We start from the raw sequence: 15,758 nt of genomic DNA on the forward strand, positions 1-15,758 counted from the left end.
GAACCGGCATGCCATCGAATCGACAAACCCGTACAATGGCCGGGTTCAGGCTGACTACGGTTCATAGAGCGCGCCGCAGGCGCAGGAAATAAAGCGTTTTGAAGAATACCTCCTCTACCGCGCCGGCTTCCGTCTGGCGACAGCAATTGCATTACCGTCTCAAAGAGGGTGCCTTGATCGCGCTCGGAGCGCTGTGCGCGTACCTCTGGATGGCATTGCTCACCTACGACCCGGCCGACCCAGGCTGGACCCATACCAGCAACGTCCAGCAAGTCCAGAACGCCGCCGGCCGCGCCGGGGCCTGGTTTGCCGATGTGCTGTTCATGGCGCTCGGCTATTTCGCGTTCCTGTTTCCATTGCTGCTGGGCATCAAGACCTGGCAGGTATTCCGCGCGCGGCATCAGCCATGGACCTGGAACGGCTGGCTGTTTTCCTGGCGCTTGATCGGGCTCGTATTCCTGATTCTTTCCGGCTCCGCGCTGGCCTATATCCATTTCCAGTTCGCCAACAACCTACCGGCGTCGGCAGGAGGCGCTCTAGGTGAAAGCCTCGGACAGCTGGCCGAAGCGGCGCTTAACGTGCAAGGCAGCACCCTGTTGTTGCTGGCGTTTTTTCTGTTCGGCCTGACGGTATTTACCGACCTGTCCTGGTTCAAAGTGATGGATCTGACCGGCAAGATCACGCTCGATCTGATCGAGCTGATTCAGAGCCTGTTCAGCCGCTGGTGGTCCGCCCGTAATGAACGCAAGCAGCTCGTTGCGCAACTGCGAGAAGCCGATGACGTGGTTAACGACGTGGCAGGGTCGCTCTCCGACCAGCGCGAACGCGCGAAGGTAAAGGAGCGCTTGCTCGAGCGCGAAGAGTCGCTGAGCAAGCACATGAGCGAGCGGGAGAAACGCCCAGCACCGGTTATTCCGCCGGCCGCGCCGCCGAAGCCGGTCGAGCAGAGCAAGCGCGTCTTGAAAGAAAAGCAGGCCAACCTGTTCGTCGATCCGCTGATCGAGGGCAGTGTGCCTCCACTGTCACTCTTGGACGTGGCTGAAAAACAGCACAAGCAGTATTCGCCCGAATCGCTTGAAGCGATGTCGCGGCTGCTGGAAATCAAACTGAAGGAGTTCGGTGTCGAGGTCATCGTCGAGTCGGTCCATCCCGGTCCCGTCATTACCCGTTTCGAAATACAGCCAGCCGCCGGGGTCAAGGTCAGCCGAATCTCCAACCTCGCCAAGGACCTCGCACGGTCCTTGGCGGTGATCAGTGTGCGGGTGGTCGAGGTAATTCCCGGCAAAACCACCGTAGGCATCGAGATTCCCAACGAAGATCGTCAGATCGTGCGGTTCTCGGAAGTGCTGTCGTCAGCGCCCTACGACGACGCCAAATCGCCGGTCACCATCGCACTCGGTCACGATATTGGCGGTAAGCCGGTGATCGCCGACCTGGCGAAAATGCCCCACCTGTTGGTGGCCGGTACCACCGGTTCCGGTAAGTCGGTTGGCGTGAACGCGATGATCCTTTCGATCCTCTTCAAATCCACGCCGGAAGATGCCCGGCTGATCATGATCGACCCGAAAATGCTCGAACTGTCGATCTATGAAGGCATCCCGCACCTGCTGTGTCCGGTCGTCACCGACATGAAGGAGGCGGCGAACGCGCTGCGTTGGAGCGTCGCCGAGATGGAGCGTCGTTACAAGCTGATGGCGGCCATGGGCGTGCGCAACCTGGCGGGGTTCAACCGCAAGGTGAAAGAAGCGGAGGAGGCCGGAACGCCGCTCACCGACCCGTTGTATCGCCGCCAGAGCATGGAAGATGAAGCGCCGCTGCTGAAGAAGCTGCCCACCATCGTCGTGGTGGTAGACGAATTCGCCGACATGATGATGATCGTCGGTAAAAAGGTCGAAGAGCTGATCGCCCGTATCGCACAGAAGGCGCGAGCAGCGGGTATCCATCTGATTCTCGCGACCCAGCGGCCATCGGTGGACGTAATCACCGGCTTGATCAAGGCAAACATTCCGACGCGTATGGCCTTTCAGGTATCCAGCAAGATCGACTCGCGCACCATCCTCGATCAGGGCGGCGCCGAACAACTGCTCGGCCATGGCGACATGCTCTATCTGCCGCCTGGCACCGGCTTGCCGATTCGCGTACACGGGGCCTTCGTCTCGGATGACGAGGTCCATCGCGTAGTGGAAGCCTGGAAGGCCCGCGGCGCGCCAGATTACATCGAAGAAATCCTCGCCGGAGTGGAAGACGCCGGCGGCGGCTTCGATGGCTCCAGTGGCGAGGGCGGCGGCGGTGAAGGCAGCGAGGAAGACCCGCTCTACGACGAAGCCGTACGTTTCGTCACCGAGAGCCGTCGCGCCTCGATCTCCGCGGTGCAGCGCAAACTCAAGATCGGCTACAACCGTGCGGCTCGAATGATCGAAGCCATGGAAATGGCCGGTGTCGTCACCTCAATGAATACCAACGGCTCGCGCGAAGTGCTCGCGCCGCCTCCCATCCGCGACTAGTCGCACCGAGGGTTTCATGCAATTGATTCGCACGCTGTTTGCATCCGCGCTGCTGTTTACCCTGGTCCCGGCTTATGCCGACCAGGCCGCTTCGGTACAGCGCCTTACCGGTCTGCTGGAGAAGGCCGAGACTCTGACCGGCCGTTTCTCTCAGCTATCGCTCGACGGTACCGGTACGCAACTCCAGGAGACATCCGGCGAGATGGCCCTGAAGCGTCCCGGGCAGTTTCGCTGGCATACCGACGCGCCGATGGAGCAGCTGCTGGTCTCCAACGGTAAGAAGGTCTGGTTGTACGACCCGGACCTCGAGCAGGTGACCATCCAGACGCTCGATCAGCGGCTGACACATACGCCGGCGCTGTTGCTTTCAGGTGACGTGTCGGCGATTAGCGAGAATTTCGATGTGTCGCATCAGGAAGCGGGTGAGGTGGTCGATTTCACGCTCAAGCCCAAGGCGAAAGACACCCTGTTCGATAGCCTGCGCTTGTCGTTTCGTGGTGGCGTGATCAATGACATGCAGATGATCGATGGCGTGGGCCAGCGCACCAATATCCTGTTTCAAGGGGTCAAGTTGAACCAGCCGCTCAAGGCGGATCTGTTCACGTTCGAGATTCCCAAAGGCGCCGACGTCATTTCTGAATGACGCCAGCCGCTGCCTATACGCACCGATGCGGCCCGCTTAACAGCTGGCCGTTCGCATAGAGAGGTACCTGCCCGCGATGGACCTGTTCAGTCGCGAACCTGTCGCTCAGCCACTTGCCGCTCGCTTGCGTGCCACCAGCCTCGACGAATATGTCGGGCAGGAGCATCTACTGGCACGTGGCAAGCCGCTGCGCGAAGCGTTGGAGCAGGGGGCGCTGCACTCAATGGTGTTCTGGGGCCCGCCCGGGGTAGGCAAGACGACCTTGGCGCGCTTGCTGGCCAAGGTTTCCGACGCGCACTTCGAGACCGTCTCGGCGGTGCTGGCAGGCGTCAAGGATATCCGCCAGGCGGTAGAAGTCGCCAAGCAACAGGCGGCGCAATATGGGCGTCGCACCATCCTCTTCGTCGACGAGGTGCACCGTTTCAACAAGTCGCAGCAGGATGCTTTCCTTCCGTACGTTGAGGACGGCACGCTGATATTCATCGGTGCCACAACCGAGAACCCTTCGTTCGAACTCAACAACGCCCTGTTATCCAGAGCGCGTGTGTACGTGCTCAAAAGTCTCGACGAGGCGGCGCTGCGCAAACTGGTTACGCGCGCGTTGACCGAATCCAAAGGTCTGGGCGACATGCACCTCAGCCTGCCCGAGGACAGTTTCCAGGTACTCATGGCTGCGGCCGATGGTGATGGCCGACGCCTGTTGAACCTGTTGGAAAACGCCTCTGATCTGGCTGAAGAGGGCGGTGAGATCAGCGTCGAGCTGCTGCAGGATCTGTTGGGTGATAGCCGCCGGCGCTTCGACAAGGGCGGCGAAGCGTTCTACGACCAGATTTCCGCACTGCACAAGTCCGTTCGCGGCTCCAATCCGGATGCTGCGCTGTACTGGTTTGCGCGAATGATCGACGGCGGTTGCGACCCGCTCTATATCGCGCGCCGCGTGGTGCGGATGGCCAGCGAGGAGGTCGGCAATGCCGATCCGCGTGCGATGGGCCTGTGCCTGTCCGCCTGGGACGTACAGGAGCGTCTGGGCAGCCCGGAAGGCGAGCTGGCAGTCGCGCAGGCCATCGTCTACCTGGCCTGCGCGCCAAAGAGCAACGCGGTCTACGTGGCGTACAAGGCGGCGCTGCGTGATGTAGCCGAAAACGGCTCGCAGGAAGTGCCTTTGCATTTGCGTAATGCGCCGACCCGGCTCATGAAAGAGCTCGGCTACGGCAACGAGTACCGCTACGCCCATGACGAGCCCGATGCCTACGCGGCGGGCGAAGATTATTTTCCGGACGCCATGGCGCCGCGTCAGTACTATCAACCGGTGCCGCGCGGGCTGGAGAGCAAGATTCGCGACAAGCTCGAGCATCTGGCGCGCCTGGATCGCGAAAGTCCACGTCAGCGGAGAAAGACATGATTCGGATGGCCTTGGCCGTCGTGGTCGGTGGCGTGCTCGGCACGCTGATCCGCTTCGCTGCCGCGACCTGGGTATCGACCCAATGGCCCCGCCATTTCTATCTGGCCACGCTGGCGGTCAACCTGGTCGGTTGCCTGCTGATTGGCTACCTGTACGCGTTCTTTTTGGCGCGTCCGGATATTTCGCCGGAGCTGCGGGGTGGGCTCATCATCGGTTTTCTGGGTGCCCTGACGACTTTCTCCAGCTTCTCGCTCGATGGGTTGCGCCTGCTCGAGAGCGGCCAGGTTGCAACCGCCTTCGGCTATATCGGCGTCAGCGTACTTGGCGGGCTGCTGGCCGCGTGGGCCGGACTTTCACTCGCCAGGTTATGAACCTGGCCGCGATGACAGTAAACTCCGTTTCCTCTCTGCCTTTCCTCAAAGCTTTCATAGACGAGACCCACCATGCTTGATTCGAAACTGGTACGCACACAGCTGCAAGAAGTCGCCGATCGCCTGGCTACTCGCGGCTACCAGCTGGACGTGGCGCGTATCGAGGCGCTGGAAGCACAGCGCAAGACCGTGCAGACCCGTACCGAGCAACTGCAAGCCGAACGCAATGCGCGTTCCAAGTCGATTGGTCAGGCCAAGCAGCGCGGTGAAGACATCGCTCCCTTGCTTGCCGATGTCGATCGCATGGCTTCCGAACTGGATGCCGGCAAAGTCGAGCTAGACGGCATCCAGGCCGAATTGGATCAGCTGATGCTGAGCCTGCCGAACCTTCCGCATGAGTCCGTCCCGGTGGGTAAGGACGAAGACGACAACGTCGAGGTGCGCCGCTGGGGCACGCCGAAGTCGTTCGAGTTCGAAGTCAAGGATCACGTGGCGCTTGGCGAGCAGCATGGCTGGCTCGACTTCGAAACCGCCGCCAAGCTCTCGGGTGCACGCTTTGCCCTGATGCGTGGGCCGATTGCGCGCCTGCATCGCGCGCTGGCGCAGTTCATGCTCGACCTTCATACCCGCGAACACGGCTATGAGGAGGCGTACACGCCCTATCTGGTCCAAGCACCTGCGCTGCTGGGCACCGGTCAGCTGCCGAAGTTCGAAGAGGATCTGTTCAAGATCAGCCGTGAAAACGAGGCCGACTTCTATCTGATCCCGACCGCCGAGGTATCGCTGACCAATATCGTCGCCGGTGAGATCCTCGACGCCAAACAGCTGCCGTTGAAGTTCGTCGCGCACACGCCGTGCTTCCGTAGCGAAGCGGGTGCCTCCGGCCGCGATACCCGGGGCATGATTCGCCAGCATCAGTTCGACAAGGTCGAGATGGTGCAGATCGTCGAGCCGAGCCAGTCATTCGACGCGCTTGAAGGCCTTACCGCCAACGCCGAAAAGGTGCTGCAGCTGTTGGGGCTGCCGTATCGCGTGCTGGCGTTGTGCACGGGCGACATGGGCTTCGGCGCTACCAAGACCTACGATCTGGAAGTCTGGGTGCCGAGCCAGGACAAGTACCGTGAAATCTCCTCGTGCTCCAACTGTGGCGACTTCCAGGCCCGGCGTATGCAGGCCCGCTTCCGCAACCCGGAGACGGGTAAACCTGAGCTGGTGCACACGCTCAATGGTTCTGGCCTGGCGGTCGGCCGGACGCTGGTCGCGGTGCTCGAGAACTACCAGCAGGCGGATGGCAGCATCCAGGTCCCGGACGTCCTGAAACCCTACATGGGCGGAATCGAAGTCATCGGCTGATCAGCGCCGCACGAGATCGTCTTGGGGCGGGGCGAGGCGGTGCGGTGCGGTGCGGTGCGGTGAATCGTCGCCCAGGGGGGCGGTTGTCGGCACTATCCCGACTCCTTGATTATCGACAAGGGCCCGCTCCCGTGTAGTGGCTGAGATGGCTCAACCTTTCTGGACACCTGGATTCGCTGATGGAATTTCTGCCGCTGTTTCACAATCTCAAGGGTCGCACGGTGCTGGTGGTCGGCGGGGGTGAGATTGCCTTGCGCAAAGCGCGCCTGCTTTCAGAGGCCGGCGCGGTGTTGCGTGTGGTCGCGCCGCAGATCGAGCCACAGCTGATCGAGCTGGTCGAGCAAGGAGCAGGGCAGGCGCTGCGGCGCGGGTATGCCCGCGATGACCTGAGCGGCTGCGTTCTGGCGATAGCGGCCACTGACGACGAACCGTTGAATGCAGAGGTGTCGCACGATGCCAAAGCCCTTGGCATGCCAGTCAACGTAGTGGATTCGCCAGCGCTGTGTACGGTCATTTTCCCTGCAATCGTTGACCGCTCGCCGTTGGTGATCGCCGTGTCCAGCGGCGGCGATGCCCCGGTACTGGCACGCCTGATACGTGCGCGTATCGAAACCTGGATTCCGGCGGCCTACGGCCAACTGGCCGGTCTGGCAAAGAAATTTCGCAGCCAGGTCAAGGCAGCGCTGGCTGACGTGCAGCAACGCCGCGTTTTCTGGGAGGAGGTTTTCCAGGGCAACATCGCTGAGCGGGCCATGGCAGGGCAGGTGCATGAGGCCGAGCGACTGCTGCAGGAAAAACTCGCTGGCGCCTCGCCGAAGCGTCTTGGCGAGGTGTACCTCGTCGGTGCAGGCCCAGGTGACCCGGACCTGTTGACCTTCCGCGCACTGCGTCTGATGCAGCAAGCCGACGTAGTGCTCTACGACCGCTTGGTCGCTCCGGCCATTCTCGACCTTTGCCGCCGTGACGCCGATCGAGTCTATGTCGGTAAACAGCGCGCCGATCACGCCGTGCCTCAAGAGCAGATCAATCAGCGCCTGGTGACGCTGGCGTTGCAAGGCAAGCGCGTGTTGCGCCTGAAAGGCGGGGATCCGTTCATCTTTGGGCGCGGCGGTGAAGAGATCGAAGAGTTGGCGGCCAATGGCATACCGTTCCAGGTCGTTCCGGGCATCACGGCCGCCAGTGGTTGCGCCGCCTACGCGGGAATCCCGCTGACCCACCGAGATCATGCCCAGTCGGTTCGTTTCGTCACCGGCCATCTGAAGGACGGCAGTTGCGATCTACCCTGGGCGGAATTGGTCGCGCCCGGCCAAACCCTGGTGTTCTACATGGGGCTGGTGGGGTTGCCCGTCATCTGCCAGCAGTTGATCGCCCATGGCCGCAGTGCCGATACGCCCGCGGCGTTGATCCAGCAGGGCACCACCAACCATCAGCGGGTGTTCACCGGGACCTTGGCCAATCTGGCCGAGACGGTCGCCAGCGAACAGGTGCAGGCGCCGACGCTGGTGATCGTCGGCGAAGTGGTGCAATTGCGTGAAAAGCTTGCCTGGTTCGAAGGAGCCGGCACCGCGTCTGAGTGATCATGGTGCCGGTGCGGCCAGGGGCGGCGCTACGGCTGATCACCTGCTCAGCGTGAGCAGATTCCCTTCCCCGGCAGGCGGTCGCGATCGTGCGCGCGATCCAGCGCCAGTTCCGGCCCCTTGGGGATGATGCCATTGGCATTGATATGGCGGTGGCTCGCGTAGTAGTGACTCTTGATATGGGTGAAGTCGACGGTTTCGGCGATTCCGGGCCATTGGTAGAGCTCGCGTAGCCAGTTGGACAGGTTCGGGTAGTCCTCGATTCGTCTCAGGTTGCACTTGAAATGACCGTGGTAGACAGGATCGAAGCGAATGATCGTGGTGAATAGTCGCCAGTCCGCCTCGGTCAGGTATTCACCGGTCAGATAACGCCGTTCGCCGAGGCGCTGCTCCAGCCAGTCAAGCTCAGCGAAGAGCTCATCGAACGCGGTTTCGTAAGCGTCTTGGGTGGTGGCGAAACCGGCGCGATAGACGCCGTTATTGACGCGCGGATAGATCCGCTCGTTGAGCATGTCGATTTCGGCGCGCAGCGATTCGGGGTACAGGTCCAGCGTCGAGCCGGTCAACTCGTCGAAGGCGCTGTTGAATATGCGGATCAGCTCAGCGGACTCGTTATTGACGATGCGTTGTTGCTGGCGATCCCAGAGCACCGGCACGGTTACCCGTCCGGTGTAATGCCTGTCGTCCTGGGTGTAGCGCTGGTACAGGTACTGCAGGTCGTCCAGCGCGTCGCCGCTTGAGCCGGTTTGGGTGTCGAACGTCCAACCATGATCGGCCATCAGCCAACTGACCACCGACACGTCGATCAGCGGTTCGAGCTGCTTGAGCTTGCGATAGATCAGGGTGCGGTGTGCCCAAGGGCAGGCGAGCGATACATAGAGGTGGAAGCGCCCGGCTTGGGCTTTGACGGCCGCTTGGCCGTCCGGACCGGGAGCGCCATCTTTCGTCACCCAGTCCCGACGTTGCGCCTGCTCGCGCTGGAACTCGCCGTCATCGCTGTTCGCGTACCAACGGTCTTGCCAATGTCCATCGACCAGCAGCCCCATATTTGCCTCCTCACGCTTTCAGGTTTAGGGGCAGTCTAGAAGGGTTGGTTCGACGGATGTGCCGCAATCACCGGTCAAACCCATCGCCTAGCTCGATGGGTTGCGTTGCGCCCAATACCGCCTTGCCTCGACGAACGCCTGATCGCGCGGGCGCCCCAGGCCTCGCAACGCCAGGGCGATGGTCGCCACTACTGCCAGCTCGCCATACGCGTCTTCAGCCGAGCCTTGCCAGACGGCAAGCAACTGCTGCGGATCGAGCTGCACCGGTTTCAGGTGACGCTGCGCCGACAACGCAGGCCAGTCTTCGTCCCAGGCGTTGCCCGCCTGGGTCCCGTACAGGTGCGCGACGCCATCGGGGTTGACCTCTATTTCGCCGCCTTCACCCTTGATCACGATCGATGTATCGCCGAGCAGCCGACTGGCTTCGCGATGATTGGCCTGATAGCCGGGGTGGAAGATGCTCTGCAAGCCACAGCGAGCGCCTAGCGGATTGAGAATGCGCGCCAGCGAATGGATCGGCGAGCGCAGGCCAAGGATGTTGCGCTGGTCGATCATTCGCTGCAGCCCTGGCATCCAGGCAGCAAGGGGCATGAAGGCGAGGTTGTGACTGTCCAGCGCCGCTGCGGTGCTTGCCCAATCGTTGCACTGGGCGATTCCCAGCAGCTCGATTTGCTGCTCGGTATAGACGCGTCCTGCGGTGTGAGCGCCACCGCCATGCATGAAGATCCGAATGCCTTGTTGCGCCAGGCACTTGGCCGCGAGCAGATACCAGGGCAGGTGACGCTTCTTGCCGGCATAGCTCGGCCAGTCGATGTCTACCGCGATCTCTGGCGCGTGCAGTCGGGCGCGAACCGCCTCGGTGAAGCCGGCCAGTTCTTCGGCGCTTTCTTCCTTGTGACGCAGCAGCATCAGGAAGGCGCCAAGTTGCGTCTCTTCGGTCTTGCCGTCCAGCAGCATGCCCATGGCCTCGCGCGCCTCATCCCGCGTCAGGTCGCGCGCGCCGCGTTTGCCTTTGCCCAGTATGCGAACAAAGGTCGCGAAGGGGTGTTCGGGTGGAGTAACCAGGCTCATATGCAGTTGCTCGGTTTTGGCAGGCCCGCCAGTTTGGCTGCGAGCTTGGCCGGGGTCCCTTTGAATAGACGATTCAGATGCATGCTATTGCCTTTTTCCGGTCCGAGCTTCAAGGCGGTGTACTTGATCAGCGGGCGCGTTGCAGGTGACAGCTGAAATTCCTGATAGAACTCGCGCAGCAATCGCAGAATCTCCCAATGCTCAGGCTGCAGGTCGATCCCTTCAGCTTCGGCCAAAGCCGACGCCACCGGCTCGGTCCAATCGTCGAGGTTGACCAGAAAGCCTTCCGGGTCCACCGCTACACAGCTGCCATTGACCTCCAAGGTATTCATAGCCAGGCGTTGGTCCGCGCATAACGGCAGCAGAGCGCCACGAAGCCGGCATAGTCGACCGCCTGTAGCCGCGATGGCAGCGCGTCGAGGCCGCGGGCATCGAGGTCTTCCTCCAGGGCGAACAAGGCGATACCGGCGGGCAACCGTTCCAGCGTCTGGCGTTGATCCGTGCCGTCCTGTACGGCATACACCGCATCGCCACAAAGCAGGAGTGCGTCGTCGGCAGCCAAGAGACGCAGGCAGCTGGCCAGGCGGCTATCGGCAAAGGGGGAATGGGAGAGCAGGTGCAAGGTGGCCATCAGAGGGTAATCACGTGGTCGTAGCGGTTGATCAGGTCGCCGAGGCCGGCATCGTCCAGCAGCTTCACCGGGAGCGAGAGCGAGGTGTGCTTCAGTCCGCGTTCGTCGAGGCTGCTTTGTGCGGCGAACAATGCCTCGATCCCAAACATGGGCAGCGCCTGGAGATTTGCCGTGAGGTCCTTCTGTTGCAGCCGATTGGCCTGCTGCTCAGCGGCCAGCTGGAATACGCCGTCGTCGAGAAACAGCATGGCGAGCGGTAGTTCGAACGCCCCGCCAGCCAGAACGATATCCAGCGCTTCTCTTGCCGATGGACCGGACCAGGGTGCCTGACGGCTAATGATCAACATCGAACGTGCCATCAATGCCCTCCAAAGCAGACCAGCCGGTCGGCCTGCTGGCTGGCTTCATGCAATTGACCCAGCCCCGAAAGTTCCCAGCCCTCCGCGAGGTTGGCAGCAGGGCGCTGATACCGTTTGGCCTCTTGCGCGTCGAGCACGCCACGCCGTAATCCGGCGGCAATGCAGACGACACCGTCAAGGCCGTGTTGGTTGATCAGGTCGCGCCATTGCGCAGCAACGTCCAGTTCATCCTGAGCGCTCACGGCATTGGCCGACGCGCTATGCACGCCATCCTGGTAGAGGAACAGGCGGACGATTTCATGTCCGCTGTCCAATACGGCTTCGGCGAAGCGCAGGGCGCGCCTCGATGCAGGGGAGTGGGGGGGCTCGAACAGGGCTATCACAAACTTCATAAGTCACCGAATCATCAGTGCGCGACATGATACGCCAGCTGCAAAAACGAAAAAGCCCGCCGAAGCGGGCTTTTCTAACCGTAGCGGTCAGTCGTCGCCCATGATCCCCATCAGCTGCAACAGGCTGATGAACAGGTTGTACAGCGACACGTACAGACCGATGGTGGCCATGATGTAGTTGCGTTCGCCGCCATGGATGATCGCGCCGGTCTGGAACAGGATGCAGGCCGACGAGAACAGCACGAAGCCGGCGCTGATTGCCAACTGCAGGCCGCTGATCTGGAAGAAGAACCCGGCAACCATCGCGCCCAGCAGGACGAAGAAGCCCGCGGTAATGAAGCCACTGAGGAAGCTCATGTCCTTACGTGTGATCAGCACGAAGGCTGACAGGCCGAAGAACACCAGGGCAGTCATCGACAACGCCGAGGCAATCAACTCGCCGCCGTTGGCGGTACCCAGGTACATGTTGAGGATTGGCCCCAACGTATAGCCCATGAAACCGGTCAGGGCGAAGGTCGAAACCAGACCCCACACGGAATTGCGCAGTTTGACCGTCAGGAAGAACAGACCATAGAAGCCGACCAGCACCACGAAGATGTTCGGGTAGGCTGCGTTGGCCTGCATGGCCATATAGGCGACGAACGCACTGAAGGCCAGCGTAATGGCGAGAAGCCCGTAAGTGTTGCGCAGAACGCGACTGACTTCCTTCTGTTCAACCTGCGTGTGCGTGGATGCGTACTGTTGCCTGAGCATGGCGACACTCCTGTAGATGGGTTCAGCCTTTAACGAACTGGCTCGATCATAACAGAGCTTTCGTTTCGTCCTAATAACAGAGTTTGACAGTGTGTTTCGTTCGGGTACTATGGCGGCCGCTCTCTGCGGAGGAGTGGCAGAGCGGTTGAATGCAACGGTCTTGAAAACCGTCGAAGGGGAAACTCTTCCGTGAGTTCGAATCTCACCTCCTCCGCCATATTGCAGACCGAAGGCCCCGGATTCCGGGGCCTTCGTCGTTTCATGGATGACAAATCGCGGGTCGGAGGTCCAGGCTTCCGATCCACGAAGCGTTTGTTGGCCAGGCGGCAGGTACGCTTGGCTGTCAGATTGTCCGCTCAGACAAAGGAATTGTCGGATGACCCGGATCAGGCTGCCTGAGGCGTTGGCGCTCGTGCAGGAACATTTCAAGCCATTGCGGTTCTGCGCCACGATGGATTCTCCCCAGACCATCCAGGCGATGCTGCTCGACGAGCTGACCGGCGAATCGCTGGTCCTTCCCGGGCTGCCTTGTGGCGTATCGGTTACCCGGGCTCAGCTGGCCACGCTCGTCAGCGTGATCGAACTCGACGTGGCCGCCGTGAGACCGGCTCTGTTCGAGCGCATGAGCAGGCAACAGCCCGCCGATCTGCGCCCGTCAGGCCACCGACGCAGTGCGTGAAGGTTCACCGACCTGCTCGGCGTAATGGCAGGCCACCAGCCGGTCGTCCAATGGCCGGAAGGCCGGCACTTCCGCGCTGCAGCGTTCGGTGGCGTGCGGGCAGCGGGTATGGAAGGGGCAGCCGCCGGGCGGATCGAGCGGGTTGGGCAGTTCGCCACTGACGCGGACCTTCGGTCGTGCGGTGTCGGGTCGGATGCTGGGGGTCGCCGCGAGCAATACCTGGGTATAAGGATGCAGGGGACGGGTGTAGATCAGCTCGGCCGGGCCCATCTCCATCGGGCTGCCGAAGTGCATCACCAGCACCTTGTCGGCCACATGGCGGACCACCGCCAGATCGTGGGAGATGAAGACGTAACCGGCGTTGAACTGCTCCTGCAGGTCCATGAACAGGTTCAGCACCTGGGCCTGGATCGAGACATCCAGCGCCGACGTCGGCTCGTCGGCAATCAGCACCTTGGGGTTGAGCATCATGGCGCGCGCCAGGGCGATACGTTGGCGCTGGCCGCCGGAGAACATATGCGGATAGCGTTGGTAGTGCTCGGGTCGCAGGCCGACCTGTTGCATCATCGCCTGCACCCGCTCACGGCGTTCGCTGCGTGACAGTCCGGTATTGATGACCAGCGGTTCGGCCAGCTGGTCACCGATCTTTTGCCTTGGATTGAGTGACGCGTAGGGGTTCTGGAAGACCATCTGCACGTCGCGGCGCAGCTGCTTGCGCTGGGCCTTGTCGGCGCCTGCGACTTCCTGCCCGGCGATCTGCAGCGAACCGGAAGTCGGCTCCTCGATAAGCGTCAACGCGCGCGCAAGAGTGGACTTTCCGCAGCCAGATTCGCCTACCACGGCAAGGGTTTCTCCGGCCGCCAGTTCGAAAGACACGCCATTGAGCGCTCGTACAGTGGCGTGTGGTTTGAATAGCCCACGCGAGATCTCATAGTGGCGGGTCAGCTCACGTGCCGACAGCACGCTGCCTGTCGCTACCTCAATAGACATGTTGTTCTCCGGGTCGCTGGCTCGGACGTTGCGCTGCTGGCCGCACGTCGGGTGCTTCGCCAGCTGTCATGTTGCGCGGGAAAAAGCAGCGCACTTCACCGCGGTCGTAAGGCTCGAGCGCCGGTCGTTCAGCACATCGTGGCTGGGCATAAGGACAGCGTGGTGAAAGCAGGCAGCCGGCTGGTCGGTCGTAGCGGCCGGGCACGATACCTGGCAGCGTCGTCAGTCGGCGGTTGTTGGATTGTTCTGGGATCGAGGCCAGCAGCGCTTCGGTATAAGGGTGAGCCGGGGCCTCGAAAAGCGCCGGCACACGACCGGTTTCCACAGCCTGACCGGCATACATCACACAGACCCGCTGGGCGGTTTCGGCCACGACGGCCAGATCGTGGGTAATCAGGATCAGCGCCATGTTCTGATCGCGCTGCAGGCTCAGCAGCAATTCCATGATCTGCGCCTGGATGGTCACGTCGAGTGCCGTGGTGGGCTCGTCGGCAATCAGCAGCTGCGGCTCACCGGCGATGGCCATGGCGATGGCCACGCGCTGGCTCATGCCACCCGAGAGCTGATGCGGATAGGCATCGAGGCGATTGGCTGCGCCTGGGATTTCGACGCGCTCGAGCAGCTCCAGTGCGCGCTGCCGAGCGGCCTTGCCCTTGAGCCCCAGGTGCTGACGCAGCACTTCCTCAATCTGGAACCCCACCGTGTAGCTGGGGTTGAGCGCTGTCATCGGATCCTGGAACACCATGGCCAGGTCCTTGCCGATTACGCGTCGGCGCTGGCGCCCCTTCAGGGTCAACAGATCATGATCGGCGAACTGGAGGCGCTCAGCGGTAACTTTGCCTGGCGGGTCGACCAGGCCCATCAGCGCCATCATCGTGACGGATTTGCCCGAACCGGATTCGCCGACGATGGCCAGCACTTCGCCACGTTCGACACGCAGGTCGAGCCCGTCGACCACAGGCGGCGCGCCGGCGTCCCCAAAGCGTACGGAGAGATTCTGGATTTCCAGGAGACTCATGGGCGGATCTCCCTATGCAGTGTTCTTGGATAACGCATCGATGAGCTCCTCAGGTGGCGTTCTTGAGCTTCGGATCCAGCGCGTCGCGCAGGCCGTCGCCAAGCAGGTTGATCGCCAGCACGCTGAGCAGAATCGCCAGGCCGGGCAGCGAAACCACCCACCAGGCGCGCTCGATATAGTCGCGCGCCGATGCCAGCATCGTGCCCCATTCCGGGGTAGGCGGCTGTACGCCGAGGCCAAGAAAACCCAGCGCAGCCGCATCCAGGATCGCCGAGGAGAAACTCAAGGTCGCCTGCACGATCAGCGGCGCCATGCAGTTGGGCAACACGCTGATGAACATCAGCCGGAGCGTGCCGGCGCCCGCCAGCCGGGATGCGGTGACGTAGTCGCGGTTGAGCTCGGTCATGACGGCTGCACGGGTCAGACGCACGTAGGAGGGCAGCGACACGATGGCGATGGCGAAAATGGTGTTGATCAGGCCGGGCCCGAGAATCGCCACGATGGCCACTGCCAGCAGCAGCGAAGGCAGCGCGAGCATGATGTCCATCAAACGCATGATGAACGGCCCCATTGCGGTGGGCGAAAAACCGGCCATCAGCCCGAGCAGGATGCCTGGGATCAGCGAGAAGACGACCGAAGCCAGGCCGATCAGCAGGGACAGGCGTGCGCCGTGGATCAGGCGGGACAACATATCCCGTCCCAGCTCGTCGGTGCCCAGAAGAAATTGCGCTGTGCCCGCGTCCTGCCATGCGGGCGGCGTGAGCAGGAAGTCACGGAACTGTTCGGTGGGGTTATGGGGCGCCAGCACAGGCGCGAACAAGGCGCAGACGATCAGCAATACCATGAAGATCAGGCCGCCCAGCGCGCCTTTGTTGCGGCAAAAGGCGCTCCAGAATTCTCGCAGTGGGGATGGGTAGTAGGGCGTCGGCTCGGCGACCGGCAGGGTATCGACGTTATTCATGTGCCCGG

Annotated in this window: 17 protein-coding genes and 1 tRNA gene; 8 read left to right on the plus strand and 10 right to left on the minus strand. The window is 62.0% G+C overall.

Translation table 11 applies throughout. The features are described from left to right. Window positions 1-98: 98 nt before the first annotated feature. The 6 genes from ftsK (at window position 99) to cysG (ending at window position 7,850) form a co-directional block, all read left to right on the plus strand. Window positions 99-2,504 carry a DNA translocase FtsK gene (gene ftsK / locus KVO92_RS01155; protein ID WP_217473867.1) on the plus strand — a complete coding sequence of 802 codons (2,406 nt, stop codon included), beginning with the start codon at window positions 99-101 and terminating at the stop codon, window positions 2,502-2,504. A 16-nt stretch (window positions 2,505-2,520) separates the two neighbouring features. Continuing rightward, window positions 2,521-3,147 (plus strand): outer membrane lipoprotein chaperone LolA, encoded by a 627-nt coding sequence (gene lolA / locus KVO92_RS01160; RefSeq protein ID WP_217473868.1) that lies wholly within the window; start codon window positions 2,521-2,523, stop codon window positions 3,145-3,147. Between the two features lie 76 nt (window positions 3,148-3,223). Next, entirely contained in the window at window positions 3,224-4,549 is a 1,326-nt protein-coding gene (locus KVO92_RS01165) for a replication-associated recombination protein A (RefSeq protein WP_217473869.1), read from the plus strand. Next, window positions 4,546-4,920 (plus strand): fluoride efflux transporter CrcB, encoded by a 375-nt coding sequence (gene crcB, locus KVO92_RS01170; protein ID WP_217473870.1) that lies wholly within the window; start codon window positions 4,546-4,548, stop codon window positions 4,918-4,920. Before KVO92_RS01165 ends, crcB begins: the two co-directional genes overlap by 4 nt. 72 nt (window positions 4,921-4,992) lie before the next feature. Beyond that, window positions 4,993-6,273 carry a serine--tRNA ligase gene (gene serS, locus KVO92_RS01175; protein WP_217473871.1) on the plus strand — a complete coding sequence of 427 codons (1,281 nt, stop codon included), beginning with the start codon at window positions 4,993-4,995 and terminating at the stop codon, window positions 6,271-6,273. Between the two features lie 179 nt (window positions 6,274-6,452). Beyond that, complete coding sequence (cysG, locus tag KVO92_RS01180) at window positions 6,453-7,850, plus strand: siroheme synthase CysG (protein ID WP_217473872.1); 1,398 nt, start codon at window positions 6,453-6,455, stop codon at window positions 7,848-7,850. Window positions 7,851-7,897: 47 nt separating this feature from the next. On the opposite strand, the gene KVO92_RS01185 is transcribed toward cysG, so the two are convergent. From KVO92_RS01185 to KVO92_RS01215, 7 genes are all read right to left on the minus strand, one after another. Next, on the minus strand, window positions 7,898-8,896 hold the full coding sequence (locus tag KVO92_RS01185; protein WP_217473873.1) for a glutathione S-transferase family protein: 999 nt from the start codon (window positions 8,894-8,896) through the stop codon (window positions 7,898-7,900). A gap of 87 nt (window positions 8,897-8,983) precedes the next feature. Continuing rightward, window positions 8,984-9,967: a glycosyl transferase family protein gene (locus KVO92_RS01190; RefSeq protein ID WP_217473874.1), complete on the minus strand. Its 984-nt coding sequence runs from the start codon at window positions 9,965-9,967 to the stop codon at window positions 8,984-8,986. Then, window positions 9,964-10,299 (minus strand): TusE/DsrC/DsvC family sulfur relay protein, encoded by a 336-nt coding sequence (locus tag KVO92_RS01195; protein WP_217473875.1) that lies wholly within the window; start codon window positions 10,297-10,299, stop codon window positions 9,964-9,966. Before KVO92_RS01195 ends, KVO92_RS01190 begins: the two co-directional genes overlap by 4 nt. Further along, window positions 10,296-10,598, minus strand: coding sequence for a sulfurtransferase complex subunit TusB (gene tusB / locus KVO92_RS01200; protein WP_217473876.1), 303 nt, complete (start codon window positions 10,596-10,598; stop codon window positions 10,296-10,298). The genes KVO92_RS01195 and tusB overlap by 4 nt, the downstream gene beginning before the upstream one ends. Next, entirely contained in the window at window positions 10,598-10,957 is a 360-nt protein-coding gene (gene tusC, locus KVO92_RS01205; RefSeq protein WP_217473877.1) for a sulfurtransferase complex subunit TusC, read from the minus strand. Before tusC ends, tusB begins: the two co-directional genes overlap by 1 nt. After that, window positions 10,957-11,349 (minus strand): sulfurtransferase complex subunit TusD, encoded by a 393-nt coding sequence (gene tusD, locus KVO92_RS01210; RefSeq protein WP_217473878.1) that lies wholly within the window; start codon window positions 11,347-11,349, stop codon window positions 10,957-10,959. The genes tusC and tusD overlap by 1 nt, the downstream gene beginning before the upstream one ends. Window positions 11,350-11,436: 87 nt before the next feature. Further along, window positions 11,437-12,102 carry a Bax inhibitor-1/YccA family protein gene (locus KVO92_RS01215; RefSeq protein ID WP_217473879.1) on the minus strand — a complete coding sequence of 222 codons (666 nt, stop codon included), beginning with the start codon at window positions 12,100-12,102 and terminating at the stop codon, window positions 11,437-11,439. A gap of 127 nt (window positions 12,103-12,229) precedes the next feature. Between KVO92_RS01215 and KVO92_RS01220 the strand changes: the two genes are divergently transcribed. Both KVO92_RS01220 and KVO92_RS01225 read left to right on the plus strand, forming a co-directional pair. After that, window positions 12,230-12,319: transfer RNA gene (locus KVO92_RS01220), tRNA-Ser, on the plus strand. Window positions 12,320-12,478: 159 nt separating this feature from the next. After that, window positions 12,479-12,781, plus strand: coding sequence for a DUF1652 domain-containing protein (locus tag KVO92_RS01225; protein WP_217473880.1), 303 nt, complete (start codon window positions 12,479-12,481; stop codon window positions 12,779-12,781). Here the strand turns inward: KVO92_RS01225 and KVO92_RS01230 are convergent. Genes KVO92_RS01230 through KVO92_RS01240 form a run of 3 tightly spaced genes read right to left on the minus strand, consistent with a single transcriptional unit; the run spans window position 12,758 to window position 15,750 of the window. Continuing rightward, window positions 12,758-13,771 carry a peptide ABC transporter ATP-binding protein gene (locus KVO92_RS01230; protein WP_217473881.1) on the minus strand — a complete coding sequence of 338 codons (1,014 nt, stop codon included), beginning with the start codon at window positions 13,769-13,771 and terminating at the stop codon, window positions 12,758-12,760. The genes KVO92_RS01225 and KVO92_RS01230 overlap by 24 nt on opposite strands. Continuing rightward, window positions 13,761-14,789 carry an ABC transporter ATP-binding protein gene (locus KVO92_RS01235; protein WP_217473882.1) on the minus strand — a complete coding sequence of 343 codons (1,029 nt, stop codon included), beginning with the start codon at window positions 14,787-14,789 and terminating at the stop codon, window positions 13,761-13,763. Before KVO92_RS01235 ends, KVO92_RS01230 begins: the two co-directional genes overlap by 11 nt. A 49-nt stretch (window positions 14,790-14,838) precedes the next feature. Beyond that, a complete protein-coding gene (locus tag KVO92_RS01240; protein ID WP_217473883.1) occupies window positions 14,839-15,750 on the minus strand; it encodes an ABC transporter permease subunit in 912 nt (303 codons plus the stop codon). Between the last annotated feature and the right edge of the window lie 8 nt (window positions 15,751-15,758).

Origin of the sequence: Stutzerimonas stutzeri (assembly GCF_019090095.1) — a bacterium.
In the GTDB taxonomy this organism is placed as follows: Bacteria; Pseudomonadota; Gammaproteobacteria; order Pseudomonadales; family Pseudomonadaceae; genus Stutzerimonas; species Stutzerimonas stutzeri_AN.